Source organism: Bacillus sp. FDAARGOS_527 (assembly GCF_003812125.1).
Classification (GTDB): Bacteria; Bacillota; Bacilli; order Bacillales; family Bacillaceae_G; genus Bacillus_A; species Bacillus_A paranthracis.
In genome coordinates this window covers 1-22,792 of the sequence record NZ_CP033790.1, presented here as the reverse complement: position 1 = coordinate 22,792, position 22,792 = coordinate 1, and the positions used below count along the sequence as shown (strand labels likewise).

Annotated in this window: 46 protein-coding genes; 7 read left to right on the top strand and 39 right to left on the bottom strand. The window is 35.2% G+C overall.

Annotation, left to right across the window (positions count from 1 at the left end):
* Nucleotides 1-17: 17 nt before the first annotated feature.
* The 34 genes from EGX95_RS01615 to EGX95_RS01480 all read right to left on the bottom strand — a co-directional run bounded on the left by EGX95_RS01615 (nt 18) and on the right by EGX95_RS01480 (nt 13,255).
* The gene (locus tag EGX95_RS01615) at nt 18-200 is read right to left on the bottom strand and encodes a hypothetical protein (RefSeq protein ID WP_002029178.1); all 183 of its coding nucleotides are present in this window, start codon (nt 198-200) and stop codon (nt 18-20) included.
* A 4-nt stretch (nt 201-204) separates the two neighbouring features.
* Complete coding sequence (locus EGX95_RS01610) at nt 205-627, bottom strand: DUF1064 domain-containing protein (protein WP_000619834.1); 423 nt, start codon at nt 625-627, stop codon at nt 205-207.
* Between the two features lie 27 nt (nt 628-654).
* A complete protein-coding gene (locus EGX95_RS30885) occupies nt 655-777 on the bottom strand; it encodes a hypothetical protein (RefSeq protein WP_002029176.1) in 123 nt (40 codons plus the stop codon).
* 18 nt (nt 778-795) lie between these two features.
* Nucleotides 796-969, bottom strand: coding sequence for a hypothetical protein (locus EGX95_RS30130; protein WP_192957640.1), 174 nt, complete (start codon nt 967-969; stop codon nt 796-798).
* Nucleotides 970-1,013: 44 nt separating this feature from the next.
* A complete protein-coding gene (locus EGX95_RS30880) occupies nt 1,014-1,142 on the bottom strand; it encodes a hypothetical protein (protein WP_258109217.1) in 129 nt (42 codons plus the stop codon).
* 13 nt (nt 1,143-1,155) lie between these two features.
* Nucleotides 1,156-1,296 carry a hypothetical protein gene (locus tag EGX95_RS30125; RefSeq protein ID WP_154642398.1) on the bottom strand — a complete coding sequence of 47 codons (141 nt, stop codon included), beginning with the start codon at nt 1,294-1,296 and terminating at the stop codon, nt 1,156-1,158.
* Between the two features lie 222 nt (nt 1,297-1,518).
* Complete coding sequence (locus EGX95_RS01605; protein ID WP_000389465.1) at nt 1,519-1,794, bottom strand: hypothetical protein; 276 nt, start codon at nt 1,792-1,794, stop codon at nt 1,519-1,521.
* 97 nt (nt 1,795-1,891) lie between these two features.
* The gene (locus EGX95_RS01600; protein ID WP_000678893.1) at nt 1,892-2,155 is read right to left on the bottom strand and encodes a hypothetical protein; all 264 of its coding nucleotides are present in this window, start codon (nt 2,153-2,155) and stop codon (nt 1,892-1,894) included.
* 38 nt (nt 2,156-2,193) lie between these two features.
* Entirely contained in the window at nt 2,194-2,391 is a 198-nt protein-coding gene (locus EGX95_RS01595; protein ID WP_002081811.1) for a hypothetical protein, read from the bottom strand.
* Nucleotides 2,392-2,414: 23 nt separating this feature from the next.
* On the bottom strand, nt 2,415-2,843 hold the full coding sequence (locus tag EGX95_RS01590; RefSeq protein WP_046941870.1) for a hypothetical protein: 429 nt from the start codon (nt 2,841-2,843) through the stop codon (nt 2,415-2,417).
* Between the two features lie 31 nt (nt 2,844-2,874).
* Nucleotides 2,875-3,072, bottom strand: coding sequence for a hypothetical protein (locus EGX95_RS01585; protein WP_226812321.1), 198 nt, complete (start codon nt 3,070-3,072; stop codon nt 2,875-2,877).
* Between the two features lie 348 nt (nt 3,073-3,420).
* Nucleotides 3,421-3,705, bottom strand: a complete 285-nt coding sequence (locus EGX95_RS01580; protein ID WP_123805339.1) for a hypothetical protein — start codon at nt 3,703-3,705, stop codon at nt 3,421-3,423.
* Nucleotides 3,706-3,742: 37 nt separating this feature from the next.
* Nucleotides 3,743-3,928: a hypothetical protein gene (locus tag EGX95_RS01575; RefSeq protein WP_001037529.1), complete on the bottom strand. Its 186-nt coding sequence runs from the start codon at nt 3,926-3,928 to the stop codon at nt 3,743-3,745.
* 38 nt (nt 3,929-3,966) lie between these two features.
* Nucleotides 3,967-4,392, bottom strand: a complete 426-nt coding sequence (locus EGX95_RS30625; RefSeq protein ID WP_048548673.1) for a hypothetical protein — start codon at nt 4,390-4,392, stop codon at nt 3,967-3,969.
* Nucleotides 4,393-4,430: 38 nt separating this feature from the next.
* Nucleotides 4,431-4,913, bottom strand: a complete 483-nt coding sequence (locus EGX95_RS01565; protein WP_123805337.1) for a dUTP diphosphatase — start codon at nt 4,911-4,913, stop codon at nt 4,431-4,433.
* 12 nt (nt 4,914-4,925) lie between these two features.
* Complete coding sequence (locus EGX95_RS30120) at nt 4,926-5,093, bottom strand: hypothetical protein (protein ID WP_192957639.1); 168 nt, start codon at nt 5,091-5,093, stop codon at nt 4,926-4,928.
* Between the two features lie 10 nt (nt 5,094-5,103).
* The gene (locus tag EGX95_RS01560) at nt 5,104-5,358 is read right to left on the bottom strand and encodes a glutaredoxin family protein (RefSeq protein WP_192957638.1); all 255 of its coding nucleotides are present in this window, start codon (nt 5,356-5,358) and stop codon (nt 5,104-5,106) included.
* A 66-nt stretch (nt 5,359-5,424) separates the two neighbouring features.
* The gene (locus EGX95_RS01555) at nt 5,425-5,619 is read right to left on the bottom strand and encodes a hypothetical protein (protein WP_046944918.1); all 195 of its coding nucleotides are present in this window, start codon (nt 5,617-5,619) and stop codon (nt 5,425-5,427) included.
* Nucleotides 5,603-5,743 (bottom strand): Fur-regulated basic protein FbpA, encoded by a 141-nt coding sequence (locus tag EGX95_RS01550; RefSeq protein ID WP_123805358.1) that lies wholly within the window; start codon nt 5,741-5,743, stop codon nt 5,603-5,605. The genes EGX95_RS01555 and EGX95_RS01550 overlap by 17 nt, the downstream gene beginning before the upstream one ends.
* Nucleotides 5,744-6,431: 688 nt before the next feature.
* Nucleotides 6,432-6,812 carry a hypothetical protein gene (locus EGX95_RS01540; RefSeq protein ID WP_100635079.1) on the bottom strand — a complete coding sequence of 127 codons (381 nt, stop codon included), beginning with the start codon at nt 6,810-6,812 and terminating at the stop codon, nt 6,432-6,434.
* A gap of 2 nt (nt 6,813-6,814) precedes the next feature.
* A complete protein-coding gene (locus EGX95_RS01535; protein WP_100635080.1) occupies nt 6,815-7,276 on the bottom strand; it encodes a hypothetical protein in 462 nt (153 codons plus the stop codon).
* Between the two features lie 25 nt (nt 7,277-7,301).
* Complete coding sequence (locus EGX95_RS01530; protein WP_000715307.1) at nt 7,302-7,727, bottom strand: hypothetical protein; 426 nt, start codon at nt 7,725-7,727, stop codon at nt 7,302-7,304.
* 10 nt (nt 7,728-7,737) lie between these two features.
* Nucleotides 7,738-8,019 carry a hypothetical protein gene (locus EGX95_RS01525; RefSeq protein ID WP_000835007.1) on the bottom strand — a complete coding sequence of 94 codons (282 nt, stop codon included), beginning with the start codon at nt 8,017-8,019 and terminating at the stop codon, nt 7,738-7,740.
* A complete protein-coding gene (locus EGX95_RS01520; RefSeq protein WP_123805336.1) occupies nt 8,016-8,207 on the bottom strand; it encodes a hypothetical protein in 192 nt (63 codons plus the stop codon). Before EGX95_RS01520 ends, EGX95_RS01525 begins: the two co-directional genes overlap by 4 nt.
* Entirely contained in the window at nt 8,194-8,667 is a 474-nt protein-coding gene (locus tag EGX95_RS01515; protein ID WP_123805334.1) for a hypothetical protein, read from the bottom strand. Before EGX95_RS01515 ends, EGX95_RS01520 begins: the two co-directional genes overlap by 14 nt.
* Nucleotides 8,668-8,686: 19 nt before the next feature.
* Complete coding sequence (locus tag EGX95_RS01510; protein ID WP_100635081.1) at nt 8,687-9,559, bottom strand: ATP-binding protein; 873 nt, start codon at nt 9,557-9,559, stop codon at nt 8,687-8,689.
* Nucleotides 9,501-10,244 carry a DnaD domain protein gene (locus EGX95_RS01505; RefSeq protein ID WP_100635082.1) on the bottom strand — a complete coding sequence of 248 codons (744 nt, stop codon included), beginning with the start codon at nt 10,242-10,244 and terminating at the stop codon, nt 9,501-9,503. Before EGX95_RS01505 ends, EGX95_RS01510 begins: the two co-directional genes overlap by 59 nt.
* Nucleotides 10,245-10,493, bottom strand: a complete 249-nt coding sequence (locus tag EGX95_RS01500; RefSeq protein ID WP_100635083.1) for a hypothetical protein — start codon at nt 10,491-10,493, stop codon at nt 10,245-10,247.
* 1 nt (nt 10,494) lies between these two features.
* Complete coding sequence (locus tag EGX95_RS30115) at nt 10,495-10,671, bottom strand: hypothetical protein (protein ID WP_192957637.1); 177 nt, start codon at nt 10,669-10,671, stop codon at nt 10,495-10,497.
* 12 nt (nt 10,672-10,683) lie between these two features.
* Complete coding sequence (locus EGX95_RS30110; RefSeq protein ID WP_192957636.1) at nt 10,684-10,857, bottom strand: hypothetical protein; 174 nt, start codon at nt 10,855-10,857, stop codon at nt 10,684-10,686.
* 250 nt (nt 10,858-11,107) lie between these two features.
* Entirely contained in the window at nt 11,108-11,245 is a 138-nt protein-coding gene (locus EGX95_RS30105) for a hypothetical protein (protein ID WP_192957635.1), read from the bottom strand.
* A gap of 4 nt (nt 11,246-11,249) precedes the next feature.
* The gene (locus tag EGX95_RS01490; protein WP_100635084.1) at nt 11,250-12,101 is read right to left on the bottom strand and encodes a ParB N-terminal domain-containing protein; all 852 of its coding nucleotides are present in this window, start codon (nt 12,099-12,101) and stop codon (nt 11,250-11,252) included.
* 116 nt (nt 12,102-12,217) lie between these two features.
* Nucleotides 12,218-12,994, bottom strand: coding sequence for a phage antirepressor (locus tag EGX95_RS01485; RefSeq protein WP_100635085.1), 777 nt, complete (start codon nt 12,992-12,994; stop codon nt 12,218-12,220).
* Nucleotides 12,995-13,033: 39 nt separating this feature from the next.
* Nucleotides 13,034-13,255, bottom strand: a complete 222-nt coding sequence (locus tag EGX95_RS01480; RefSeq protein ID WP_100635086.1) for a helix-turn-helix transcriptional regulator — start codon at nt 13,253-13,255, stop codon at nt 13,034-13,036.
* Between the two features lie 131 nt (nt 13,256-13,386).
* Between EGX95_RS01480 and EGX95_RS01475 the strand changes: the two genes are divergently transcribed.
* Nucleotides 13,387-13,737 carry a helix-turn-helix domain-containing protein gene (locus tag EGX95_RS01475; RefSeq protein ID WP_100635091.1) on the top strand — a complete coding sequence of 117 codons (351 nt, stop codon included), beginning with the start codon at nt 13,387-13,389 and terminating at the stop codon, nt 13,735-13,737.
* 34 nt (nt 13,738-13,771) lie between these two features.
* On the opposite strand, the gene EGX95_RS30875 is transcribed toward EGX95_RS01475, so the two are convergent.
* From EGX95_RS30875 to EGX95_RS01465, 3 genes are all read right to left on the bottom strand, one after another.
* The gene (locus tag EGX95_RS30875) at nt 13,772-13,894 is read right to left on the bottom strand and encodes a hypothetical protein (protein WP_264295261.1); all 123 of its coding nucleotides are present in this window, start codon (nt 13,892-13,894) and stop codon (nt 13,772-13,774) included.
* A 163-nt stretch (nt 13,895-14,057) separates the two neighbouring features.
* Nucleotides 14,058-14,204, bottom strand: a complete 147-nt coding sequence (locus EGX95_RS01470) for a complement C1q protein (RefSeq protein WP_100635087.1) — start codon at nt 14,202-14,204, stop codon at nt 14,058-14,060.
* Between the two features lie 40 nt (nt 14,205-14,244).
* Nucleotides 14,245-15,396, bottom strand: coding sequence for an AimR family lysis-lysogeny pheromone receptor (locus EGX95_RS01465; RefSeq protein WP_100635088.1), 1,152 nt, complete (start codon nt 15,394-15,396; stop codon nt 14,245-14,247).
* A 567-nt stretch (nt 15,397-15,963) separates the two neighbouring features.
* Between EGX95_RS01465 and EGX95_RS01460 the strand changes: the two genes are divergently transcribed.
* From EGX95_RS01460 to EGX95_RS01435, 6 genes are all read left to right on the top strand, one after another.
* Nucleotides 15,964-16,281 (top strand): helix-turn-helix domain-containing protein, encoded by a 318-nt coding sequence (locus EGX95_RS01460; protein ID WP_100635089.1) that lies wholly within the window; start codon nt 15,964-15,966, stop codon nt 16,279-16,281.
* Nucleotides 16,282-16,603: 322 nt separating this feature from the next.
* Entirely contained in the window at nt 16,604-17,215 is a 612-nt protein-coding gene (locus EGX95_RS01455; protein ID WP_100635090.1) for a DUF4352 domain-containing protein, read from the top strand.
* 301 nt (nt 17,216-17,516) lie between these two features.
* Nucleotides 17,517-17,996, top strand: a complete 480-nt coding sequence (locus EGX95_RS01450; RefSeq protein ID WP_048532701.1) for a hypothetical protein — start codon at nt 17,517-17,519, stop codon at nt 17,994-17,996.
* A gap of 2,030 nt (nt 17,997-20,026) precedes the next feature.
* Complete coding sequence (gene prgP, locus EGX95_RS01445) at nt 20,027-20,974, top strand: ParA superfamily DNA segregation protein PrgP (RefSeq protein ID WP_086401174.1); 948 nt, start codon at nt 20,027-20,029, stop codon at nt 20,972-20,974.
* Nucleotides 20,919-21,218 carry a hypothetical protein gene (locus tag EGX95_RS01440; RefSeq protein ID WP_065107705.1) on the top strand — a complete coding sequence of 100 codons (300 nt, stop codon included), beginning with the start codon at nt 20,919-20,921 and terminating at the stop codon, nt 21,216-21,218. Before prgP ends, EGX95_RS01440 begins: the two co-directional genes overlap by 56 nt.
* A gap of 155 nt (nt 21,219-21,373) precedes the next feature.
* A complete protein-coding gene (locus EGX95_RS01435) occupies nt 21,374-21,706 on the top strand; it encodes a hypothetical protein (RefSeq protein ID WP_226812322.1) in 333 nt (110 codons plus the stop codon).
* An 80-nt stretch (nt 21,707-21,786) separates the two neighbouring features.
* Here EGX95_RS01435 and EGX95_RS01430 read toward each other — a convergent pair whose 3' ends face one another.
* Together EGX95_RS01430 and EGX95_RS01425 are read right to left on the bottom strand one after the other, a co-directional pair.
* Nucleotides 21,787-22,377 carry a DUF3967 domain-containing protein gene (locus EGX95_RS01430; RefSeq protein ID WP_123805328.1) on the bottom strand — a complete coding sequence of 197 codons (591 nt, stop codon included), beginning with the start codon at nt 22,375-22,377 and terminating at the stop codon, nt 21,787-21,789.
* 189 nt (nt 22,378-22,566) lie between these two features.
* Nucleotides 22,567-22,779, bottom strand: a complete 213-nt coding sequence (locus EGX95_RS01425; RefSeq protein ID WP_192957634.1) for a hypothetical protein — start codon at nt 22,777-22,779, stop codon at nt 22,567-22,569.
* Nucleotides 22,780-22,792: the final 13 nt, after the last annotated feature.

Below are 22,792 nucleotides of genomic sequence, written 5' to 3'. Positions count from 1 at the left end.
CATTGTTCCGTTATCCATTAAGCTGTCTTTTTCCCAACTGTTATTCCACTACTAAACCGCCACCCATCATTTAAATGGTCCGTTAACTCCTGATACGTAAATACATCAAATATCGTAACGCATTGATTATCTCCAAACCCTGACTCTTTTCGGAACAACATATACTCTCTTGTACCTTCGTATCCTTTTATAACACTCACCCCTTCATGATCTTGTCCATTCACCTAACTTCTTGTCCCATATCACAACGATTAACTCCTGTTTGTTTAGGTACTCCCATAACTTCTTACGTAACGGAAATCCCTCGTTAATTGCCTTCTTGCTTCCTTTCACATCTACAACTTCTACACGTCCATCTGAGTACGTTATTTTAAAGTCTGGAGTAAACTTCATAGCTGACTTTTTCGACTTCCCTGACTTCGTTATACTGCTCTTAATCTCAAAAGACGGTACTAAGGTGTAGGATGGATGGCACTCAACATGAGTAACATCCTCCCGTCCCTTTAAGTACTTGTAATAGTTCATCTCTGATTGCGAATCAAAATCTATTCCGTCATAAGTTACTTTCTTTTGTTTAATACGTGGTGCGTTCTTTTTCTTGGTTGTTACCTTTCTCTTTCTGATCAACTGGTAACCTCACTTTCTATTAGAAGATTAAAAACTAGCTTTGAGATAAAAGCACAAAAAGTGAATTCCTAACGTTCTTTCTGGCGCATAATAACCTAACATAATGCCCCATGCTTCTTTATCAATTCCTATTTTGATTTCCATATCCATTTCTTCTTACCCCACTTTCTACTCCATTTGTTCTTTGCACTCTTCAAGAAAATCAATAACTTCCTGAACATGCTCCCTCGTCGTCATACTCTCCATCACGTATCCTGTATCGTTATAAACATTAACCTTATTTCCTGTGAACTCCATTCCACACATTCCATCTGCACCTAATAGCTTTACGTTATCTTCCATTCTTTTAACCTCACTTTCTATCCAAAGGATTATTTTGTTGAGTTTTAGATACTTTCATTGATTTTATCAATAAGCTCATTTAATTCCGATTCTGTTTCCATGTCTGCTGTATTATCAGCGATCTCCTGTAATTTTGTAGATAATGCTAATAAGAAACTAGTTGATGCATGCATTTCTCTCTACCTCCTACATTTTTTTAATTTGTTCATTTGTTTCTTCAATTGACTCCAACCATTGGTTAACAACTTCTTCTTCCGTTGCTCCTGATTTATTAATAACTAAATTTATATGTTCGTCCAGTTTTCTATATAAATCATACTTATCCATTTTTCTTCCTCCCCTGAATAAAACTCAATATTCCGTCAATACTATAGATGACATGGTAATCTTTCTCCATTACCTGAGCAGTTAGCTTTTGCTAGCTGCTCTTTATTTTTGAATACTAATCGTGATTTTGTACCATACTAACCATAAGCAGTTATCTTAGCAGTGATTTCTGCCCGGAATCTTTTGTCAAAACGGAGCGGTCAGTTTTTGCTAGCCGCTCTTTTATTTTTTTACAACGTCTTTTGGGCAAGCACGTAAAATGTATGGCAATTCTCCTGTTTTAGATAAACCAAAGTCCCCTAATCTCGATACCATTACCACGGTATATTCTTCTCCTTTATAGAGAACTTTTTCACCTTTTAAAATACCGTTATAACCAACTATCCTGTTGTATCCATACATTGTTACACCTTTTAATTTCTTATCAAGTTCAATCATTGCAATTGTCTTAATACCATCATTATTCTCTTCTGCTTCATGCCACTTTATATCTTCCAATCTTTATTCCTCCTTGAATAAAGCCCAAAATCTTGGCCATACTATAAATAACACTTAATGATTGAACTTCCTTCTTAACGTTTCTTTCGTAGAGCAGTTAGCCTTTGCTAGCTGCTCTTTTATATTCCTGTAATTCCTTCTCGAGTCTTTCAATATGTTCATCCCTTATTTGAACATCATCTTTTAAAAACTCAATTTCCTCTTTAAGTTTCATCCGTTCGTTAAACAATTGGCGATATTCGTGTATAGATGAATCACGACTTGCTCTAAGAAGCTCAATTTCTTTATTCCTCTGTTTAAGCTGCTTTACAGCATGATCGAAATCAGCTTTTAATAATTGATACTTTGTAGAGCCTTTCATCCTAGCACCTCATTTCTCTACAAAATGAAATTTCTATACTAATTACCTTCATCTCTCATAATCCAATTCAACCTCATTACTACCTGGTCCAAAATAGCTATTTGTTTATGGACGCCATCACGATATTCTTCACTATGAATTTTTGAAAATCCATTTCGGACCCGTTTTAAATTGGATGCTCTTCTTTCTAAATCAGTGATAAGCTGTTTAACTTCTTCAGATTTCAAACTGCACATCCTTTTCTACTCAAATAGCGTTTTTATGAAAAAGCTCGTTTAATCCTTGTATCAATAAATTCTCTGTCATTCCGCCAGCTATATCCGTCATAACATTTAATTTCTTCTAATAGATACTCCAATTCCTCCACACGACTAATTGCCTTATCAAGCAATTGCATCATATCCTGCTCATTAGTTAGATCATCATGAAGTACTTTCCATTTACTACTTTGACGAAAATGAATATTCCATGCTTGCTGTGGGGTGAATCCCATGCCCATTAATTCCTTCACGTTCTCCGGTATTTCGAATTTACAACTAATACTAATTTCCCGTGGGATTTCTACACTTTGTTTGCTTTCGATGTTGAAATTGAACTCAACGTCCTTGACTGCTGCAATCTTCACTGGCTTTCCATCTTTCTCGACGAAAAAAATAGCATTTTTAGTATCTTTAAGTGTATGATCCATATTTTTTCATCCTTTCAAATAACGATTTTGTTTAATTTCTAACTTTTATCACATTAGTTTTAAATGCTTCACCCTTACGGTTAAAAGATACAATATTCATACCATGATAATCTCTGTGCCACCGGAAAGTTGGATCTAATCTATTATTAAACTCTCCATCAAACTTTCGTATCGTTGAAATTTTGATATTCTTCATTCCCATAAAATTTTCTTCACCTATTTTTGTCATTTGTCTATTTCTTGTATGTCTCATCCGTTCCATTCCCCTCCATATCTTTTATCACTAAATGTAAATATTAAGTTGTAAATTTAATTTACTTAGTGCTATAATTCGAGAGATCGATAGTTACATTCACTGATCAACCTCATGTAATTTTAATAAAAGTTCTCGAGATTCAGCCCCTAACAGCGCACCGTTAGGGGCTGAATTCTTTCCAAATAAAGATTTTATTGTACAACTACACATACCTAAACAACATGCATACATTATGGTGTGTATTCATTCAATATAAGTTTTGGTAAGAGAGTTCTTTGGCAAGAGCTCTCTATTTTTAAAATAAGAATTTTGTTTAGTTCTTTATGCTAATTCCGATGTGATCAAAAGAGTTGTGTTTTCATGCCCATTGAAATCATTCAAATAGTCTTGTAAATTCAAACCCTTATTTTCTTCTAACTGAGCAACTGCACTTAAATACTTTCCAAATGCGATTTCTTTTGTAACTTCATCAACCGCACCTTCTTTTTGCACTTCTACAACTGACTCGCCTGCAACTTCTTCCGCATATACTTCACATGCTTTTATAACGTTTTCAGCCGCGACTAATGCCCAATATTCATGCTTATTAAACTCAAAGTATTTCATATCCATTCTCCCTTTCCATTCAAATAACTATTTTGTTCTATTTCACTTCACTAATAATGACTAGCACTCTACCTTCCATGTTTTCACTCCAAGAGTACACACAACCCGTTTCATCTAATACCGCTTCTAAACGTGGCAATACTTCTTGTACATCCTCTTTCTCAATAATCGCTTTTCCTTCACCAACTAATAAAGCATCTAAATATTTTTTTAATTTGTTCATGTTTACTTACCTCCATTTTTTATAAAATAACGCTTTTATTAAGAAATTTTATACGCCTTACAAATCCATGATTCATCTTCTTTATCCTCTGCATTGTCATCGAAACTGATTTCTATTTTTAGTTTCAGTCCATTTTCCATAACAACGATACTTTCATGAGACTTATCAAGATAACTAGTATCTCCGTCATAATCGTCTACCATTTGTCCCCAATCATCAGGAAAACTATCATAAAAATGCTCTACTGCACCTTCTATATTCAGATAATTTCCAAAAGAATTTTCATAAACCAAATTTTCTTCCTTTTTACGGTTCTTATTCCCTGATAAAGCAAACGCATAACGCTCTATTGATAGAGTGCGAATATCCCCTTCCTCCGTTAAAAAAATCTCAATTCTCTTTATACCTTCTTCCTTTTGTTTTTCCTTATTAACCTGTACATCTTGACCATCAAACTTAATCATTTATCATTTCCCCTTTTATACAAAATTCAAATTTGGTCTTACTTCACGCCTGTAGATCCAAAGCCCTGATTTCCTCTTTCTGAATCCGATAGCTCGTCCACCTCAACGAAATTAGCTGTTTCAACTGGTGCTATAACGCCCTGAGCAATCCTGTCACCTTTTTTAATCTCATATTTTACATTTGCGTAAATTCCACTATCATCATTAATCCCTAATGTAATGTGGTTTCCTATATATGATGTATTGCTGACTATAACTCCTACCTCACCTCTAAAACCGCTATCTACCGTGCCAAGTACTACTCTTAAAAATGTTTTACGTGATATCCCACTTCTAGGCCTTACTTGGAGCTCATATCCTGGTGGAATCTCAAATGCCAATCCAGTTGGTACAACTTTTGTCTCACCCGGCCATATAATCGTGTCTTCTGCTGCTACAAGATCAAAACCCGAATCTCCTGGCTTCGCATACTTCGGCAATTCCACATCTTTCACTCGCTTAATCTTCACTCGTAAATTCATTCCGTTCACTCCTTATAAGTAACTTTTCAATTTCTCTTTCTGTTTCTTCAACACTTCCAAGGAAAGTTGCGTTTTCCGTTTCTCGTTATTCAATCCAACCAAGTGATATTCCATCTTGCGAATCTCGCTTTCTACTACATTGAGTTCACTTTGCACCTGCACCGCAGTTTCTTTCTTCACGTAATCCCTCCTATAGTCCTAAATGCCCCATAATCTTTCCTATATTTTCATCAAACCCGCGGTATACTTCATCATCAATTACAAACGTTGGTAACGTATTGGAATTATATTTCTTAGTTAGCACTTCCATATGGTCTTCGTTCTGATCTACGTTTCTTTCAATTAGAGTCACATGAACTTCTGAAGGAAGACTCGCAAACATTTCCTTTGCTCTTTTGCATTTTGGACAAGAATTTCCTGTGTACATAACGATCTTAGTTGCCATTCTCTTCAGTCTCCTTCGCTTCTGCTAATAATTTAGTAATTTCGTAAGTGCCATGCTCTGTATATTTCATTGTTCTTCCTCCTTGTATTTAGATAAGATTGTTGTTAATGCTATTGCCGTTCCTTCATTCGCAATCCATTTCCCTCTATAGAAACCAGCGAGTCCTAAATCTTCAGCTTCGTAAGCCTTATCAGCTTCTTTTCTGTTCTCCACTGCTGATTGCTGTAACTGTTCGATATACTCTTCAATCGCTTCTCTCATTTTCTCCATCTCCTTTTAGTAGCCCCGCCAGTTCCTCGCATGACCCTTCATATAAATCACGCCCGTCAGGTAGCTTGTATATGTGATTATCAATTAATTTGTTGATTAAAACGTCTTGCTCCATGTTGCCTCCTAGCTGATTTGTTTCTTTTTCGTACTTCCTTGGTGGTTTTGTTGCTGCCTCGTACGGATCCATCTTCCTTTTTACCCTTTGATAAAACGCTTTACTATTAATTCCGTTCGCTTCTGCTAAAGGAATGTATCTCTCAAACCCCTTTGGCTTTGTCGCTGCTTCGTATGGTGTCATTCCTTCTTTTCGGCGGCGATAGTATGTCGAATCGCTTATCCCATTACTTCTGGCTAATTTCAGCATTTTCACATTCTTTTCTTTCCCTTCATAACTCGTACCAACTGGTGAAGTAATTGCGCGTTCCATCGTCCATCCATGACGTAATCTTTGGTCAAGCAACTTTTCACTCACTCCAATTGAAGCAGCTTGTTTAATTTCCTCTTTGGATGGTTTTTGATAGTTTATTTTTCGATATACAGTCGCTGGGATTGTTGCTGCCTCTTCTGGTGTCCATTTCCGACGTTTCCCATATAGAATCCTCGATCTGAATGTTTTGTAATCAATTCCATTCTTCTTTGCTAACTCAACGTACTTTCGATACTTTCTTGCGAATTCGCCACTCAATGGTTCTGTAATTGCCTGCTCAACTGTTTTCTTTCCTTTTTTAATTCGTTGATTTACAGTCTGCCTACTAATACCATTCTGTTCCGCTATTTTATATTGCACTTCCGTTGGTTTCTCCTTACTTTCCATTCCTTGTCACCTTCTTTTTCCTTACCCTTGACGATATTTCTGCTGCTTCTTTTTTAGTCAATCTTGGGACTGTCGCAGCTTCAATTGGTTCCCAAAAAGATTCTTTAATACGTTGGCGAAATAACCGATATCCAATTCCGTTTTCCTCCGCTATTGCTAGTTCTTTCTTGTACTTTTTCATAAATGATTCATTCACAGGTCGTGTGATAGCTTTTAATATGTTCCAACCTCGTATAATCCTCTGATCTACGTTGCATTTGCTAATACCATTGTTCTTAGCAATTTCATATTGTTCCCAAGTTGGAACTGGAAGGTAATTATTCTCCGTGCTTGCATATTCTTCTTCGGCATACCACCGATCTAAATCCATTTTCAGATTGCCTCCTTCTTAGCTCTATGTTTAATATTAGGTGGAGTCGTTATAGCGCGTTCTATCTCCCATTTAAGTACAAAGACTCTAGTTCTTACTGTTCGTTTTCCAATGCCGTTATTTAGTGCTATGCGGTATTGTGACGGCGTTATGATATCTGTTTTGGAGTGTGCTCTTTTCGTGCATTCTATTGGCGATAAAACTGGCGTCGTTGCCGCATCATCAGGATTCCAGTTGTAACGTTTAATCCTGGAGAAGAACGTATCATATGAGATACCATTTTGTTGTGCCAATTCCCATTGTTTTGCATACAGTTTTTTTAAACTAACGAATAAAGGCTTACTAATTGCGTCCTTTACAGTCCAACCATAAACATTAATCCGCTGATCTACCGTACACTTCTTTATTCCGTTACATTTTGCAATTTCATATTCTTCCCAAGTAGGAACGGGACTATATTCCATAAACTTTCACCTTCCTCACTTTAAATTAGTTACAACAACGTCTCCCGGTTTCTATTGGTGGAACAGTAGCTGCCAATTCTATATCCCACTTATAATTACGTATCCGTGAGTGAAATGTTTGATAGTTAATTCCATTTGCTTCAGCTAACTTAGCCATTTCTTTAATAAATTCAGATGGCTTTTTAACTGGTTTCGTGGCTGCTTCTTCTGGAGTAAACCCTAAATTAATTCGGCTATAAAATGTGTTGGGATTCATTCCGTTTTTCACTGCGATTTCTAGCCAGATTTCAGATTGGCTTTTTTTAGAAGCGCGTTTCTTTCCTGGTGGGGTTGTTACGGCCTCTACAACATCCCAAGCGCAGTTGTAAACACGATTTCTTAAAGTATTCTTATTTATTCCGTTTTCTTCAGCTCGTTGATAATCAGATTGACTTAAAATCCCCTTTTTCATTGCAATCCCCCTAATCTAAATTCATAATCTCCGTTAAAGTCCTTGCACTTACAACAGTTTTTATAATGTGAATCCTTCCATGCTTCGCTTTGGCATCGCTATTTGCAGCTTCTTCACTCTTTGATTCAAACCAATCAATTTTCTGTTTCTCATCCTGATCATAGAAGTGAACTTCATACGTAGGCGTTATAGCGTTATGGTTATTGCTGTGTAGAAACTTTTCTGAAGTACTAGTAGCTGCGTAATCAAAAGTTCCTATGACATCTTCAAACGAAAGTTGACCGCTTTTCACGATGCAATCCCTGATTTCTCTTCCTGCTGCATACGATGGATTTCCATCAGCCTCGCTATAACGGTATGACGCTTTCTATCCACTTCTTCAGGTGTTTGATTTGCCGCTTCGCAAACGCATGGTCCGAATTGATACATACCCATTCCAGTTCCGTTTTGAATTACTCCAGTACCATTACACGCGCACATAATCGTCATCCTTTCTTATTACGACTTCAATTCCCCGTTCTGATATTTGGGCTACTGCAAAAGCGATGTTATTGTGACCGGCTATTTGTAAACGTAGTTTATTAAAGATGTATAGTAATTCTTTGACTGAAAATTCAATCTTTTTACCTGTTGGTTGTCGTAACAAATGCCCTTCCATTTTTTCGAGCACATCTATTTCTATACTTTTCATATCTACTTCTATTTGTTGTTGCACTTCCCTTATACTCTTGCGGTACCCGTAACGCTTGCCAACAGATTTTATTAAGTCAAACAACGTTTTTGAGTCAATCCTTCTTACAGTTGGATCGCCATAGCAAATTGAGCAAGCTGTCATTTCCTTCTCTTCAATACGTACCTCGTGTATATCGATGTTATCAATTGCTGCACCGCATATATCACAATATGGTTTAGATGGAGCTTGTACATCGTCAAATAGCATTCTTATATCCCCCTTTAAATTAGAAAGGTAACGGTTTCTTACGTTTATCAGGTGTGTTTTTAAATGTCATAGCAGCCTTGCAACCGAGTATTCTAGATGTAATTCGTTGATCGTAGCAATATGAAATAGCTGCTCCCACTAAATTTGTGGCAATTCCATTCGCTTTCCCTTGTCTGCCATCGAATATGGTCATGTACGTATCGTTCATATATTTAGTTGCTCTTTGAAGACTCGTAATATCCCCTTCACCTTGCGCATTATGAAACTCTAATGCTTTTAAATTGATATCCCGGTAATCTCCTAATGTAGAGCCGAAATCATCAAATATTACTACATCAGCATCGATTATTTTCTGCAAGTAATCATCCTCTGATATATCTTTTTTACTAAATGTGGATTTCAATTTTTTAAACAGGACACTTTCACTTATAAATAAAACTGTTTGTTTGCCATTCTCATTAACTTCTTCAGCGATGGCATGCATTAAATGACTTTTCCCTCTTCCAGCGTCTCCAGAAGCTACTACCGTATATTTTAGATTCTTAATAAAATTTTGAGCATGTAGTTGGGCTTGTTCCTTGTTAGTTCTTTCCTCAGCACATTCTGGAATGAAATTCTCGAATGCCGCTCGCATAATCGTTGGATCACTAATTAAACTATGATTATGAAAATAAGCTTTTCTTTTCCGTTCCTCTTCACCTTTGTAATACTGGTTGCATTCTTCAAATAATCTGTCATGGTCTTTTTGTAAATAACACTTTGGACAAACTTCCTCACCTTGAAATATCATCGTTCTTTGTTTTATTCCCTTAGCCTGACATACTTCACACAGATTAGAAGTCAAATTCAGTTTTTTGGTAGTAAACATTTCCGTTGCTTGCAACTGGATCATTATGTTTCGCTCCTTTGTTTCGGTTTTTATATTCAGTTTCTAAAGCTTTTACATCATTTAAAGTCTTAATGTTATTGTTAGCCCACTGTTTTAATATCCCCTCAGCATACTTCCATTTCTTTTGTTGCTTTAATGCACGTTCCATAGCAGCTATAACAAGTTCTTTGCTGGTATCTTTAACCCATTGTTCTATGTTGTCTGCCATGAACGGATTTAGAACTCCAAAGTTATTTTCATAGAATGCGAAGATGCTATTACTACTACTTTGTAAATTAGTATTTTGTTTATTAGTACTTAGTTCTTTAGTATTTAGTAGCATTGGATTTTCCACTGGTGGCTCGTCCACTTGTGGTTTTCCCACTAGTGGGTTTTCCACTGGTGGATTTTCCACTTGTGGGATTTCATATATAATCGTTTCCCATCGAATGATTTTCCCTTTTTCATCTTTAACAGGAAATCTCTTAATATATCCATGTTCCTTTAATTCTTTCATTCCAGATTTCAAACTATCCAATTTATCTTTTGCATGTGTAGCAACTTCCTCCATATAAAAGACCCAGTCATCTGGCAATGATAAGATATAAGCTAAAATTCCTTTCGCTTTCCAAGTTAATCGTTCATCGCGGAGACCTGTATTATTAATAGTTGTATAGTTTTTATCTTTGTTTACTCTAAAAGTTGCCATTTAATCCACCTTCTTTATCATTAAGAACGAATACTCCGTTTCAATTTCATAACCTGATAATCTGTATTTTCCTTTTCCGAAATTCTTGTTCATGTCATACTCATAATCTTTCCAAACCCTTCTACGAGTTTGATATGGCCTAACATGATCATAACCACGCTTTTCTAAATCCCTAACTCTTTTTAATAACTTTCCTAAATGCGGTCCCTTCAGCAGAATCGGTTTATTGATATCTTCTTTCCAGCACATGTTATACACTCTCTCTTTCGCATACCGCTATGTCGCCTTTAATTTCAATGATTTTGTAGCCTGGATAGCGTTCTGGAGTAATATATTGGGATGCCTTCAATTTCGCTTCTTTTACATTTCTTACGCCCTCCCATACCCATGAAGGAAGGACGACTTTCGATTGATTTTTATCTAACATAGGTTTTGCTCCTTAGTTTATTTGTTTTATTAAATTAATAGCTTGACCTTGCGGCTTATCGAATACTACTTTTAATGGTTGAAATAACATTGACGACATTTGTAACATCTCATTTTGTTCATTTGTTAGTGCTACTGGATATAACACTCCATCCTTGCAATACATTAAAACTACTCCATCTTTCATTTCCACATTCCTCCTTATTTACTTAGAAGAAACGACTTGATATAATAGAGGTAGAAAATATTGCGTCGTTTCATCAAACCGTCGATTAGGGGTAATCGGCGGTTTTTATTTTGCTTTGATGTTAGTTTTTAGCTAGCGGATTCATCGTCCTCCCCCCTTTCTTGATGCTGTACGCATCATCATGACCAGAAACGAGGTGGAGGGAGAAAGGTGTCCGCTCCTGATCATGATGACAAGCACAACGCTTGTCCTATTTAGCCAAAGTGATAAACTCCTTATGCATTTCCTCAACCTTATCTGCGCTGTTATGTATCCCTCTAGCTCTTAAATCCCTTATGATCCATGCGAGTTTCTTTTGTTCGTCTACTTCTCGTTGCTGTTTATCCATCGCTTTATACATTTGTCCGCGTTTGGATTTCTTCCTTAATATCTTCAAAAAATTCAATTTCACCTTTAGCGGTTTTATGATATTTTATTTCGTTGTCTGAACCGACACGTAACCTTTTGTTGTAACATTCCAATATAACTTGCGTAGTCGTACTGTGTTTTGAAACTCCTCTTAATCTCTCAGCAATTAAACCTGATTTATCAAATATTCTATTTGGATCAAAAGATTTCAAACGATATAATGTATACAAAGATCTAGCTAGGGACCCATTATTTTCAAGAGTTGTTCTTTGAATCAATTCTTCATAAAATTCCAAGAATGATAATAAAAAATCATAATTTACAAATTCTAACTGCCCATGCTTAACTTTTGATTGTGCTTGTGTAATGCTAGTTGTATTAAAAGCTAAACAACAAAGCGTTCCAACTTTTACACTGTAGTTTTTAAGTAGCTTTTTCATTTTTTCGTATTCCTCAATTCCTTCTTCCGCAAAACTGTTAATGAAGTCTTCCATTGTCCATTTTGCACTTGTAGTATTGATTGAAATAATTTCTTTTTTACCAGCACCTTGTAGGATAATAAATGGAACTTTCATTTTAAGTTTTCTTGCGATTTCTAACCGATGTTGTCCATCAATAACTTCATATTTCTCATTAACAATAATCGGAACTAAAATTCCAATTGCTTTTATTTCTTCTGCTAGTTTTAAATTCTCTTTAATTTTTCTGTTGTCTCTCTTGTAAATAAAAACATCATAATTGGTTGTTTCTAAAACTTGGTTTGCGATGTTAAATTCCATACTAAATCCCCCGATTCTTTCTATTAACGATTGTGCTACATCAACTTTGTTTGTCATTTCTCTTCCTCCTTCATATACTTTCTATCTATCCAATCCATCAGATGAATGAATCCTGCGGTTAAAATGACAATTACCAGAATCATTAAATGTGATAATGTGCTTTCTTCCATCATTTAAACCGCCTCCTTTCCAAGAAACTTATTAATGAAGTAAAGTTGACCTTTTCCCGTGACTTTTGTGGTAAACGATGTTACAAACTCGCCTTGGCTATTTGTTCTTACATATTCTTGTGATTCAAATAACTCTAAATCCATTGAATACTGTGTTGGCGTGTTGTAAAGACTGCCTTTCTTCTTGCAAAGGTATCCGTTTTCTCTGAACCATTCGAAGAGTCTGTTTTGACCTGTATCGATTCCTTTTTGTCTCATTAAGTTTGCTAACTGTTTGACGGTTATTAGGTTTGTTGATACTTGCACCGCTTCAGCGAATGTTACAAGTGGCTGTTGTTGTAAGATTGTTCGTTCCGCTTCAACTCGTTTTGCTTTCTCTTCTTTTAAGTTTGTAAGAAGTCCAATCATGAAGTCTGGATTTGTTACCGCTTGTTCCAGGACTTGATCTGTCATGTATGCTCCGTGTTTTCTAATAGAAGGAAGCACTTCTTCGAATACCCATTTTTCGAATTGTTCCGCTTGTGGAAGTTTCGATTTTACGATTAAGCGGTATAAGTTAGGTTCGTTAATGTATTTCTTTTCTTGCATCCGTCCAAGAGAATCAGCGACTCGGTGATTTACCGACCCATCTTCTTTGCAATGTTGTCTAACTGCATCTTGTGGCCTTTTGTATCCTAATGCAGTTGCGACATCTGTTGCCGGGAAGTATTCCTTACCCTCTTTAATAAGAATTTCTAAGTTGCCGAACATGTTATGTGAGAATTTTTTAAGTTCGTTCATTTGGTTTACTCCTTTCATTTTGTAAATCCTAGGTTTACTTTAATTGTTAAAAAAAAGGTCTTTCGGATTTTCCTCAAGAGCAATTGCGATTTTCTCTGCTAAGTCTATTTTTAAAGTTCTTTTTTCATTTTCAATGTACCAGTAGTGCATTTTAGTGATTCCGACTTTATCGGCAATGTCTTGGCAAGACATCCCTTTTTCTAGTCGTTTTTGTTTTAACTGCTTCAAGTTATTTCCTCCCTTCGTTGCCTGTGATTTCATTATAAGTAAACCTAAAGTTTATTTCAAGTGCTTTTTAAAAAAAAACTCGAATAAATTTTATCTTGTGGTAAACACTATGTTTACTTTATACTTTAGGTATCATAAACACTTATATAAAGGGGACGTTAATGTTGATCGGGGAAAAGATTAAAGAACTCAGGAAGAATAGTAAGATTACACAAGAGCAATTAGGTAATGCTATTGGTGTATCCAAGATGGCTATTTCTTATTTTGAAAAAGGTAAAAAATCACCTGGGCGAGAATCATTAGAAAAGATAGCGGATTATTTCGGAGTAACTACAGACTATTTATTAGGGAGATCGGAAGACCCTGAATTAAATGAACAAGAAGATAAAGCTGTATCTGAAGAAGGAAAGAATATAATGTCTTTAATTGAGAGTCTTCCAGAGGATGAGCGAAAGAAAGCTTGGGAGCAATTAGAGATGTACGTTACTTATATGCAAAATAAAAAGAATAACTAACCAAAGAAGACTACCTTATGCGGCAGTCTTCTTTTTATGTATTTGGTTTTTCTTTATATGATTCATCAAGGACAATCTTTAGAATATCCTCCGCTTTAGGATTCCCCTGTTTTAACCCTAATTTTGCAGCCATTCTCACTAATTCTTCTTTCGTCATCGCTAATTCCCCCTGCATCCTCTTTTGTATATTTTTGGAATTAATTACTTTTTTGTCGTTTCCCTTAAAAGGGAAATTTCTCCGTAAAATACGAATGACACCGCCAATTAAGACGATGTCATTTTAGATTTATATTTAATTAAAAGCAACTAACTGGTAATTTCTACCAACCTCCACCTGGATCCGTCATCATGCGTTGAACAACAGGCTCAGATGCTTCTTGTTTATTATTTGTTTGTTGGTTATCAGCAGAAAAAGTGAATAACCCCGCTACTAATAAAATTGGCAATAAAGCTAATATTTTTTTCAATATTTCCACCTCTTCTTTCGAAGATAATTATACCATTTTTTTAAATTAAACCCAAGTATATTTTTGGTAATTGCGAATAATGGATATTACCAGACTTTTGGCACATCAGTAAGGACTTTCTCAGTAGAGATTCCCTTTCTTCCCCTTCACATGTAAGAGCATAATATGCGGTTTGGATATCCGTCCATTCTCCGTTTTTCTCCTTTAAGTCTAATAAAATCTTTTTAGCGCCTAAAATATCCCCTTCAAGTATCATTGAATATGCCTTTTCGCTTGGATGTACAAACTCCAAGGTATTCAAATCTCTTTGATGATGAATTTTCAAGAAAGATAAGGTTTGCTGAACAAGTTTCCATTTCTTTTCTAATCCTTTGCAATTAGGATTACCTAATAACTCTAATGTTTTCTCTAAATAAAACTTAGCGTTGTCGTAATTATCAGGTTCGAATATTAATGACTCGCCTATTTTCAAGTATGCATTTAGTTTTGGCAGTGAGAAAAAGTCATCCCACTCTAATTCATCCAATATATCTCGACATACGGAACGAGATTCAACTATTTCGCCACCTTGTAAAGAAGTTACTGCTATTGCTTCTTTATATCTTAATAACAAACATTCTTTTATAAATTTATTTGTTATTTCATTTATTTTTTCACTAACTGACTTCAGTCTCTCGTATAGCGTTTTGTAATTCCCTGACTGATATTGTGCCTGGCATAATAAGATTTCTGTCAAAACTTCCATTTCAATTGTTTTAACGTTTTTATTCTTTTGTCTTAATAACCTGAAATAAGTTGAAGCATCTAAACCAAACTGGTATCTTCGATAGATTATTTCGTATACTTCCGCAAATTCTCTATTTTCGGCAACATCAGAATGAATCTCTTGATCTATAATTGCTTTCAATAATTCGAATTTACCTCTAATAGCCAAATCTTCCATAGCTTCTCTTAAATTTTCAGGTTTAGGGTCTGTGTTCGTTATATAGTCATTAACAACTTTCGCCTGTGAAATCAAACTCTTTTTTAATAAGATAAGCGTCTTCGAAAGATATCCGAAACTAATATCGTTAGCTCCTTTAAATACTTTGGTAACTGTAGCAGGCTTCACTCCCCAATAATCAGCTAACTTGTTTTTCTTAATTCCAGCTACATATAACTCTCCTTCAAGAACATTTAAAACTTTCCACACTTCTTGTTCCTCCCTTTTGGAACAAAGACGCTTCGCTCTTTTCTCAACTTTTAAAACAGGAATTTAATACCATAGTAATGCTTTAATAATATCGGCATGTTATAATGTAAGTGTTACTCGTGTAGTGACCGAAAAGAGACTTATGGCAGATGTTCCCCTTGTGAGTCGGGCGAACGGTGTAAGAGTGGTGCGAACACTACTTACACACGCTGTGAGTCTTTTTTTCGTTCCGTTTATTATATTTGTTTTCATAATATCACATTTTTGGCAAATTTCAGTCATGCAGTTATCAGACAATTATTGAGAAAGTTGTAAAACCGTTATATACCAACGTTTATCAATTGATTAAAAAACAGAATATGCAATTATACATATAACGTATGAAGACCTCACATGCATATTTTACCACAAAATCGAACTTTTGTTCTAATTAATTTTACACAGACTCAAAATGAGTCATTTAATTGAATTAATGTCACAAAATTAATCGTTTTATCCAAATATATACCATCCACTTCCCTCGTTCGCTTATAATTGTCACAGATAAAAAAGGGCGGTGAATAGTCATTGCTTAATGAACGGCTAGTATATTTTCGCAAGAAAAATAAATTAACTCAAAATGATGTTGCTCACTATTTAAATGTTGTTCGTTCTACATATACCAATTGGGAAGCGGGAAGATCAGAACCTGACATTTCCACTCTAATCAAAATTGCTGATCTATATAACATTAGTTTGGACAACTTAGTTGGCAGAGAATATCGAATTCCACCACAAGTCGAGGTTATTTTAGACCAAATTTCCGATTTAGACACAGAACCACAAAAGAAAGCACTAAACCTCTTAGTGGAATATACATACTTGGCGAAAAAGTATTTTATGTAGGTCTCACACTCCTTATTTTAACGTATAAACACCTTTAAACATCAAGGTAATATGAATCCTCTATTGAAGATTCTAAAACAAAATACGGAGCGTTGCAGCGCTCAATATTTCAAATTAAAGATATTGTATTTGAATCCATAATAAAAGAAATCATTTCCAAAATAAAGAGGTAAAATTTTACATAATTTTACCATATTAACCAATGAGGGCTTCGGCTCTCTTTTTTTATTTACGTTCGACAAAATATGACAATATTATGATGGATTGTTTGCTATGATAAGCTCGGAAATCTTACATTTTACATAATTGGAGGAAAGAAAAAATGAAAAAACCGTTCTACAAAAAATGGTGGTTCTGGGTTATCGTTGTTATCGTAGTACTCGGAGCTTATGGTAATAGCAGCAAGGATACAGAAGATACTAAAACAGCTTCTACTGAACCAAAACAAGAGGCTAAACAGGAAACAAAAAAGGATGAGCCTAAGAAAGACGAAGCTAAAAAAGAGGAACCAAAGAAAGAAGAGCCTAAAAAGGAACTTTCTAAAGAGGGTGAATCTTCTAAAGTTAAAATCGCTGTAGGTTCTGTTGAATCAACAGATTCAGTAGGTGGCCAATACTTAAGTGAAAAAGCGCAAGGTGTGTTTAAAGTAGTAGAAATCTCTATCACTAACAACCAAAAAGACGCTATCACTGTCGATGCTAACAGCTTCAAATTAGTTGATAATCAAGATCGTGAATTTAAATATTCTACACAAGCTCAAACGGCTTTCGATGTAGGTAACGGCGGTAAATCTGATTTCTTCTTAAAACAACTTAACCCTGGACTAACTCAAACAGGAAAAATCATTTTTGATGTTCCTGCTGACGCACAAGGCTTAGTATTAAAAGCTCGTGGCGGTATGATGGGTAAAGAGATTAAGTTAAAAGTAGAATAGTTGAAGGCACTCGAAAGAGTGCTTTTTTTTTTCTCAATAAACGATATACATAAATATGGTAAAATTATATTTGCGAGATACATATTATTAAAATTAAAGTGGCTCAAGTCGGAGGAAGGCACCTTAGGGTGTCTTTTCTTTATGCGTTCATTAAGTAATTTGTCGATAAATACTTACTTTACTTTTAAATCAATGTTTATTATAATAATCTCAAATATCCAAGTTACTTATAAACATTGATTTAAAGGCGTTTACTAAGTAACTTTTTTATTTTTACTAATTACTTAATGGAGGTATTATCATGAATGTTTATTTAATGAAGACTTATCAAGAATGGGCGGAACGTTTTATGAATAACGAGAAACCTTTTGTAGCATTAGATGAAAACGGAATTAACCTTGATTATGGAAAATTAAGTAGTGCTGGTAAAAGTAAATTATTTAAAGATTTAGATGAAAATGCAGAAAAAAAACGTCGTTGGGGTCAAATCCAAACATTCTTTGATCGATTTTATGATAAAGTTATCCCGCATGATATTATAGTTATCGGAACTGGCCAAATGACGAAATTTAATGTATTTGCCATTGTACGAGTAACTAGTGATGCATACTATGTAAAGTCTTCGGATAGTTGGGATTCTCGTCATCGTCGTGATGTAGAAATTTTATGGCATGGAGAACCGTTTTTAGTAAAAGAATGGGGATGGGCACGAAGATTAGAAGCGTTAGACACTACAGATCGTTTAAAAGAATTCATTGAAGTATATACAAAATTAAAATAAATTATAAGGGCACCTTAGAGTGTCTTTTCTTTATGAAACTTAACTAATATAAATTATTCATTAATGCACACCACCCCTGCGCTTGAAGTTATGTTATATTGCATGATATACTTTAGATAAGATAAAGATAAAGATAAAGATAAAAAAGAAGCCTTCCAGTGCTACCAACACTGAAAGACTTTGGATAAAATATTACTTTTACTTTTTGGAGTTTATGTGGGCCGCTAGGACAGTCACTACCAATGACATCATGCCTAGTACAACGTTAGCCATTGCGCAAACCGCAATAATTGTTGTTGTATCCATAATACTCACCACCTTTCACATCCCATCGTACACAACTACGATGGGATGTTTTCATTATACCATACACACCCCTTAAAACCTGAATAGATATGTTACATTATCTGAAAAAACTTTTAAATTTCTTCATTTAAACCAATTCATGTATCGCTTGTACCCTTAGTATACAAATTACAATAAAAAACTTCAGATAAATTGCTTATTAAATTTCACGTACTATATCCGTTGTGTAAAACCAAATTCTACAATAAGGCCTATTCTACCAAACGTCCCCTTATCCTCTAACCAAGCAAGTAGTAAATCCTTTATTTATTCCTCTATCTTAGTAAGTCATTCCCCTAGATCTTAAACAATCTCATGTTTTCCATCTTTTCTTCGTAATTAAGCTTGACTGGAAGTTTTGAAGGTTTTTATCATGTGGGAACGATTAAGGAACACGGCTGGAAGGCAGATTTATCCCCTACTTTGAAAGATCACGAAAAAAGTAATCAATCAAAATAGATGGATAAGCGTCTTGTTTTCGCCATGCGGTCACTTATAAGGTATCCGTATGTATAGACCCTGTTCACTCAGCGATTTTCACCGCATACATCCTTTTTCTATGGCTTGTCCTTGTAATATCGTCCCTACACGACAAACTGAATGTACTCCCTAGCACCGTAATGCTAACGATAACCACCCGAACCTTTTAGAGAATCGTCCCTGGGCAAGTTCTCGCCCTCCCTCACCAGAAGAACAGGATTCCAATGAGGGGTGCTGTTTTTGTAGGCGCATACTCTGTACCCCCTGCACGACCAACAGCTAGCCACGCACGTAACACGTTCCTCCTATATGGATAGCAGCACGGAATTACGGCTTATCAGTTTTTATTTACGTGGTTTCAGGCAATTCCACGCGAACAAAAAACAAAAAGGCATCTCCAATTCCTAAATAGCCTGTACATTCACAAGACTTCTAGGTTTAGAGATGCCCGTTATATATCTTTTGGACTACAAAATAATCAAAACTAGTATTTACTAGTTGATATTTATCCAAACTATCGATAAAATGGGTATATCAAAGAAGCCTCGTGAAAAGGCATAGTTGTTTAAGGTTAGTGGTGGTACACTACTTAAACGTTAACACTGTGGTTGAATACAGTTTATTTCTAGTCAAGTGGTGGTACACTTGCTAGAGCTAGTCATTCCCGCTATCGGTTGGCGCCAATAGCATACGGGAGTGGCTTTTTGTTTTGTGTTCATATTCAATTGTTTTAAATTTTGTTTTATCGATCTTCTTGATCTTCATTTATGTAAAATATCAAATTCTGTTTAGATTTGTAGAATGATGCTTGTTGTTTATTACGTTACAACAAGCTTTTTTGTTTGTAAATACCTCTATAAGTGGGTTTATGCCATCTTGTTAACTTAAACGAAGGATACAAAGATAAAAAGATACATTTATCCTTAGATACAAAGATACATTGTATACCTTTGTGTATCTTTAGATACAAAGATAAAAAGATAGAAAGATAAAAAGATACATCAATTATCATTGGTATTATAGGATTTTTATTAAAAGTTATGTACACGAAAAATAAGGTTAATCTATTAAACATAAAAAAAGATACATTTATCCTTTTACTTTTTGTACAAGCACGTGTTATTATCAATTCGAAAATAAAAAGATAAAAAGATACATTTATCCTTTGTTACAATTATATTACAAATTTAAAAGGAGCGATTCCTGTGAAAAAAGGATACGTCATAATCAACGCCCAACAAAAAGGTGGAGTTGGAAAAACAACTGATTCGTGTATGGAATCTCTTGTGGCTTCTTTAATCTTTAATAAGAAAGTTTTATTTATTGATACTGACCTTCAAGGGAACGGTACAACATTTTTAGCGAAATCATTTAACATTACTGAAATGCAAAAGACTTTAATGAAGTGTCTTGAAGAAGGAGACTTATCATCAGGGATTGTACATCTGCATGAAAACTTAGACATGATTCCATGCGGATATGACATGAGGAAATATGCTGACTTCTTAATTGAAACATTCAATACAGTTGAAGACAGAACTTTTTACCTTTCTAGATTGCTAGAAAAAATTAAATATAACTACGACTACATATTCATCGATATTCCGCCTTCAACAGATTTAAAAGTGGATAATGCGATGGTAGCAAGCGACTACATTATTGTTGTTCAAGAAACTCAACAATTTTCATACGAAGGAAGCCAACGTTTAATCTTTGAATACATCCAAACATTAGTTGATGACTTTGGTTCACTCGTAAAAATGCAAGTTGCTGGAGTACTTCCTGTATTACTCCAACAAAAGCGTGCTTTACACAAGGAAATCGTTAAAAGTACAATCGCTACTTTTGGTGAAGAAAATGTGTTTACTACGATTATTAACAACCATGCACGTTTAGAATGGTATCCACGAATCGGGTTACAATTTGAAGATCATCATGATAAGAGAATGCTAGCTTTATTCTGCGATATTTTCTGTGAGTTAGAAGAAAGAATTCACCTTTTCGAAACTGAGGGAGATATTGAACCGGGATATAGATATACACAAAAGTATTTCGTAGAAAATAAACTTACTAAGTTAGGGAAGGGGATTGACATAAGTGGCTTTAATCAAAAGGGAAACACCGCAAGAACCGAAGATAACGCAATCTGCTAATACAGAGCGAAATGTTCAGAGTACAAATAACAACACTACACCCCAAAAGAAGGTTTTGACAGCACAAGATAGAAAAAACATAAAAGTAACTCCTGAGTCATTTAGCAAAATTAAAACTATTTGTACGATGAAGAGTATGAAGAATTACGAATTTATTGATGAAATTTTAGAGTTTTACATCGCTAATAATTTAACCGAGCGCGAGCAACGTATACTTAAAAATATAACTTCTAATAACAAGTAGTTATGAGGAAATCCCGTCCTCATAGCTTTTCTTCATGTATCTTTTTATCTTTGTATCTAAAGATACATGTATCTTTTTTGAAAATCGCTATTATTTACAAATACTAAATAGGAGTGGTACCTGTGGAAAATAAGAGTAATTCTTTTGTAGTGACTTTGACGCCTATTACCGAAAGTTCAGATTCAACTATTCAAAGCGATCATACTGACATGGAAAAGGAAAAGCAAGACAGAACTTACTCAGAAGAGGGCAAGCTCTTTGAAAAGCCTAAGAGAAAACTTACTACGAAAGAGTTGCCGAAATCTTTCCGTGTCTCATTAGAAACACATACGGCAATTTCAACACTCGCTACAATTGAAGATATGAAAATTTATGAAGTTATTAATATGTTAATCGAAGAAAAAGTTGCCTCATTACCTGCACCAAAACAAAATCTAGTAAGAAATGCTGTAAAACAAGTACTTGAAGTAAAGAAAAGTCGAGAATAGGTATGAGTTTATAAAATTATTTCTGCAAGAAAATAGGCCCTACTTTGTGTAGGGCTTTACTATTTTAAGGAATTAGATTCTCACCAGAACTTCCACCAAGGCTTTTTCTTCTCTTTCGCAGCAGCAACCTCATCCCGAAACTCCTGCATCAATCTCTTCGTTTCCTGCATCTCACGTAGCGTCTTCATAAGCGTCTCATCCCGTGCTTCCAATCGTTTTTCCACTCGTTCATTATGCGCTTCTACACTCGCCTTGATTTCCTCGTTACTTTGCTTCGCCTGCTCACTTAATCGTTTCTCCATCGCTAACATACTCTGATTCATTTCTTGCGCCATAACGCTGTACTGTTCCTGTAATTGCTGTTTAATATGGAATGGCACTAAGTCCGTTTCCTCAGATTCCTCTTTAATTAGATCCGGATTAACCTTTTCTATTTGCTGCGCAATCATCTTCGCTGCCTTCTCTAGCGTCATACCGTCATGCTTACTAAGCTCAATTAGCTTCTCAATCACCATAATGTCACTGTCTGTGTACTGGCGTCTGCCACGATTATTCTTCTTCACTGCGAATCCTTCTCGCGACAATACTTCCATGTACTTTCTAAGGGTGCTATCACTTATTCCTAGCCTTTTATACACTTCACTAGCAGAATAAACAATTTCGTCCGTCATAACGTCACAACACCTCCTAGTGACAATATTCCATGATGGTTAGGGAATTCCTGCAAAGAAAAAAGCCCAGTTTAGGGCTTTTAATTCTATATCTCGTATTTGATTCATAACATGTATATTGCCTGTTACCCCTGTAACTCTTCCCAACTTCGACCGTACAATTGGGTGTGCTGTTTAGTTAAGGAAGAGTTACTTCTTCATCAAACATAAAAACATTCTTTTCTGATTTGTGGGGCATAACTCAAGTAATCTCATAATATTTTCAGCGTCATCCACGCTATTTGCATTGATAATATTATTTCTCCACATCCATCGTTTGCTGTCTCGTTTACTGTGATAAACCGCTCCGCTGTTATCATTAATCCATATTTGATTATTACATCCTAAGACATCCGCACGCATCCAATGTTTTTTA

What these genes read in the sequence shown, in the direction of transcription:
- EGX95_RS01520 (WP_123805336.1), bottom strand. Translation starts at nt 8,207, where the DNA reads ATGTGCGCGTGTAATGGTACTGGAGTAATTCAAAACGGAACTGGAATG.
- EGX95_RS30880 (WP_258109217.1), bottom strand. Translation starts at nt 1,142, where the DNA reads ATGCATGCATCAACTAGTTTCTTATTAGCATTATCTACAAAATTACAG.
- EGX95_RS01455 (WP_100635090.1), top strand. Translation starts at nt 16,604, where the DNA reads ATGAAAAAACCGTTCTACAAAAAATGGTGGTTCTGGGTTATCGTTGTT.
- EGX95_RS01515 (WP_123805334.1), bottom strand. Translation starts at nt 8,667, where the DNA reads ATGCTATTTGACGATGTACAAGCTCCATCTAAACCATATTGTGATATA.
- EGX95_RS01590 (WP_046941870.1), bottom strand. Translation starts at nt 2,843, where the DNA reads ATGGATCATACACTTAAAGATACTAAAAATGCTATTTTTTTCGTCGAG.
- EGX95_RS01535 (WP_100635080.1), bottom strand. Translation starts at nt 7,276, where the DNA reads ATGGAATATAGTCCCGTTCCTACTTGGGAAGAATATGAAATTGCAAAA.
- EGX95_RS01425 (WP_192957634.1), bottom strand. Translation starts at nt 22,779, where the DNA reads ATGCGTGCGGATGTCTTAGGATGTAATAATCAAATATGGATTAATGAT.
- EGX95_RS01510 (WP_100635081.1), bottom strand. Translation starts at nt 9,559, where the DNA reads ATGATCCAGTTGCAAGCAACGGAAATGTTTACTACCAAAAAACTGAAT.
- EGX95_RS01430 (WP_123805328.1), bottom strand. Translation starts at nt 22,377, where the DNA reads ATGACGGACGAAATTGTTTATTCTGCTAGTGAAGTGTATAAAAGGCTA.
- EGX95_RS01595 (WP_002081811.1), bottom strand. Translation starts at nt 2,391, where the DNA reads ATGTGCAGTTTGAAATCTGAAGAAGTTAAACAGCTTATCACTGATTTA.
- EGX95_RS01580 (WP_123805339.1), bottom strand. Translation starts at nt 3,705, where the DNA reads ATGAAATACTTTGAGTTTAATAAGCATGAATATTGGGCATTAGTCGCG.
- EGX95_RS30875 (WP_264295261.1), bottom strand. Translation starts at nt 13,894, where the DNA reads ATGACGAAAGAAGAATTAGTGAGAATGGCTGCAAAATTAGGGTTAAAA.
- EGX95_RS30625 (WP_048548673.1), bottom strand. Translation starts at nt 4,392, where the DNA reads ATGATTAAGTTTGATGGTCAAGATGTACAGGTTAATAAGGAAAAACAA.
- EGX95_RS01575 (WP_001037529.1), bottom strand. Translation starts at nt 3,928, where the DNA reads ATGAACAAATTAAAAAAATATTTAGATGCTTTATTAGTTGGTGAAGGA.
- EGX95_RS30130 (WP_192957640.1), bottom strand. Translation starts at nt 969, where the DNA reads ATGGAAGATAACGTAAAGCTATTAGGTGCAGATGGAATGTGTGGAATG.
- EGX95_RS01550 (WP_123805358.1), bottom strand. Translation starts at nt 5,743, where the DNA reads ATGGAGCAAGACGTTTTAATCAACAAATTAATTGATAATCACATATAC.
- EGX95_RS01600 (WP_000678893.1), bottom strand. Translation starts at nt 2,155, where the DNA reads ATGAAAGGCTCTACAAAGTATCAATTATTAAAAGCTGATTTCGATCAT.
- EGX95_RS01565 (WP_123805337.1), bottom strand. Translation starts at nt 4,913, where the DNA reads ATGAATTTACGAGTGAAGATTAAGCGAGTGAAAGATGTGGAATTGCCG.
- EGX95_RS01490 (WP_100635084.1), bottom strand. Translation starts at nt 12,101, where the DNA reads ATGACAAACAAAGTTGATGTAGCACAATCGTTAATAGAAAGAATCGGG.
- EGX95_RS30125 (WP_154642398.1), bottom strand. Translation starts at nt 1,296, where the DNA reads ATGGATAAGTATGATTTATATAGAAAACTGGACGAACATATAAATTTA.
- EGX95_RS01540 (WP_100635079.1), bottom strand. Translation starts at nt 6,812, where the DNA reads ATGGATTTAGATCGGTGGTATGCCGAAGAAGAATATGCAAGCACGGAG.
- EGX95_RS30885 (WP_002029176.1), bottom strand. Translation starts at nt 777, where the DNA reads ATGGATATGGAAATCAAAATAGGAATTGATAAAGAAGCATGGGGCATT.
- EGX95_RS01450 (WP_048532701.1), top strand. Translation starts at nt 17,517, where the DNA reads ATGAATGTTTATTTAATGAAGACTTATCAAGAATGGGCGGAACGTTTT.
- EGX95_RS30115 (WP_192957637.1), bottom strand. Translation starts at nt 10,671, where the DNA reads ATGTTAGATAAAAATCAATCGAAAGTCGTCCTTCCTTCATGGGTATGG.
- EGX95_RS01585 (WP_226812321.1), bottom strand. Translation starts at nt 3,072, where the DNA reads ATGACAAAAATAGGTGAAGAAAATTTTATGGGAATGAAGAATATCAAA.
- EGX95_RS30105 (WP_192957635.1), bottom strand. Translation starts at nt 11,245, where the DNA reads ATGGATAAACAGCAACGAGAAGTAGACGAACAAAAGAAACTCGCATGG.
- EGX95_RS01485 (WP_100635085.1), bottom strand. Translation starts at nt 12,994, where the DNA reads ATGAACGAACTTAAAAAATTCTCACATAACATGTTCGGCAACTTAGAA.
- EGX95_RS30110 (WP_192957636.1), bottom strand. Translation starts at nt 10,857, where the DNA reads ATGAAAGATGGAGTAGTTTTAATGTATTGCAAGGATGGAGTGTTATAT.
- EGX95_RS01505 (WP_100635082.1), bottom strand. Translation starts at nt 10,244, where the DNA reads ATGGCAACTTTTAGAGTAAACAAAGATAAAAACTATACAACTATTAAT.
- EGX95_RS01500 (WP_100635083.1), bottom strand. Translation starts at nt 10,493, where the DNA reads ATGTGCTGGAAAGAAGATATCAATAAACCGATTCTGCTGAAGGGACCG.
- EGX95_RS01530 (WP_000715307.1), bottom strand. Translation starts at nt 7,727, where the DNA reads ATGAAAAAGGGGATTTTAAGTCAATCTGATTATCAACGAGCTGAAGAA.
- EGX95_RS01480 (WP_100635086.1), bottom strand. Translation starts at nt 13,255, where the DNA reads ATGAAATCACAGGCAACGAAGGGAGGAAATAACTTGAAGCAGTTAAAA.
- EGX95_RS01555 (WP_046944918.1), bottom strand. Translation starts at nt 5,619, where the DNA reads ATGAGAGAAGCGATTGAAGAGTATATCGAACAGTTACAGCAATCAGCA.
- EGX95_RS01560 (WP_192957638.1), bottom strand. Translation starts at nt 5,358, where the DNA reads ATGGCAACTAAGATCGTTATGTACACAGGAAATTCTTGTCCAAAATGC.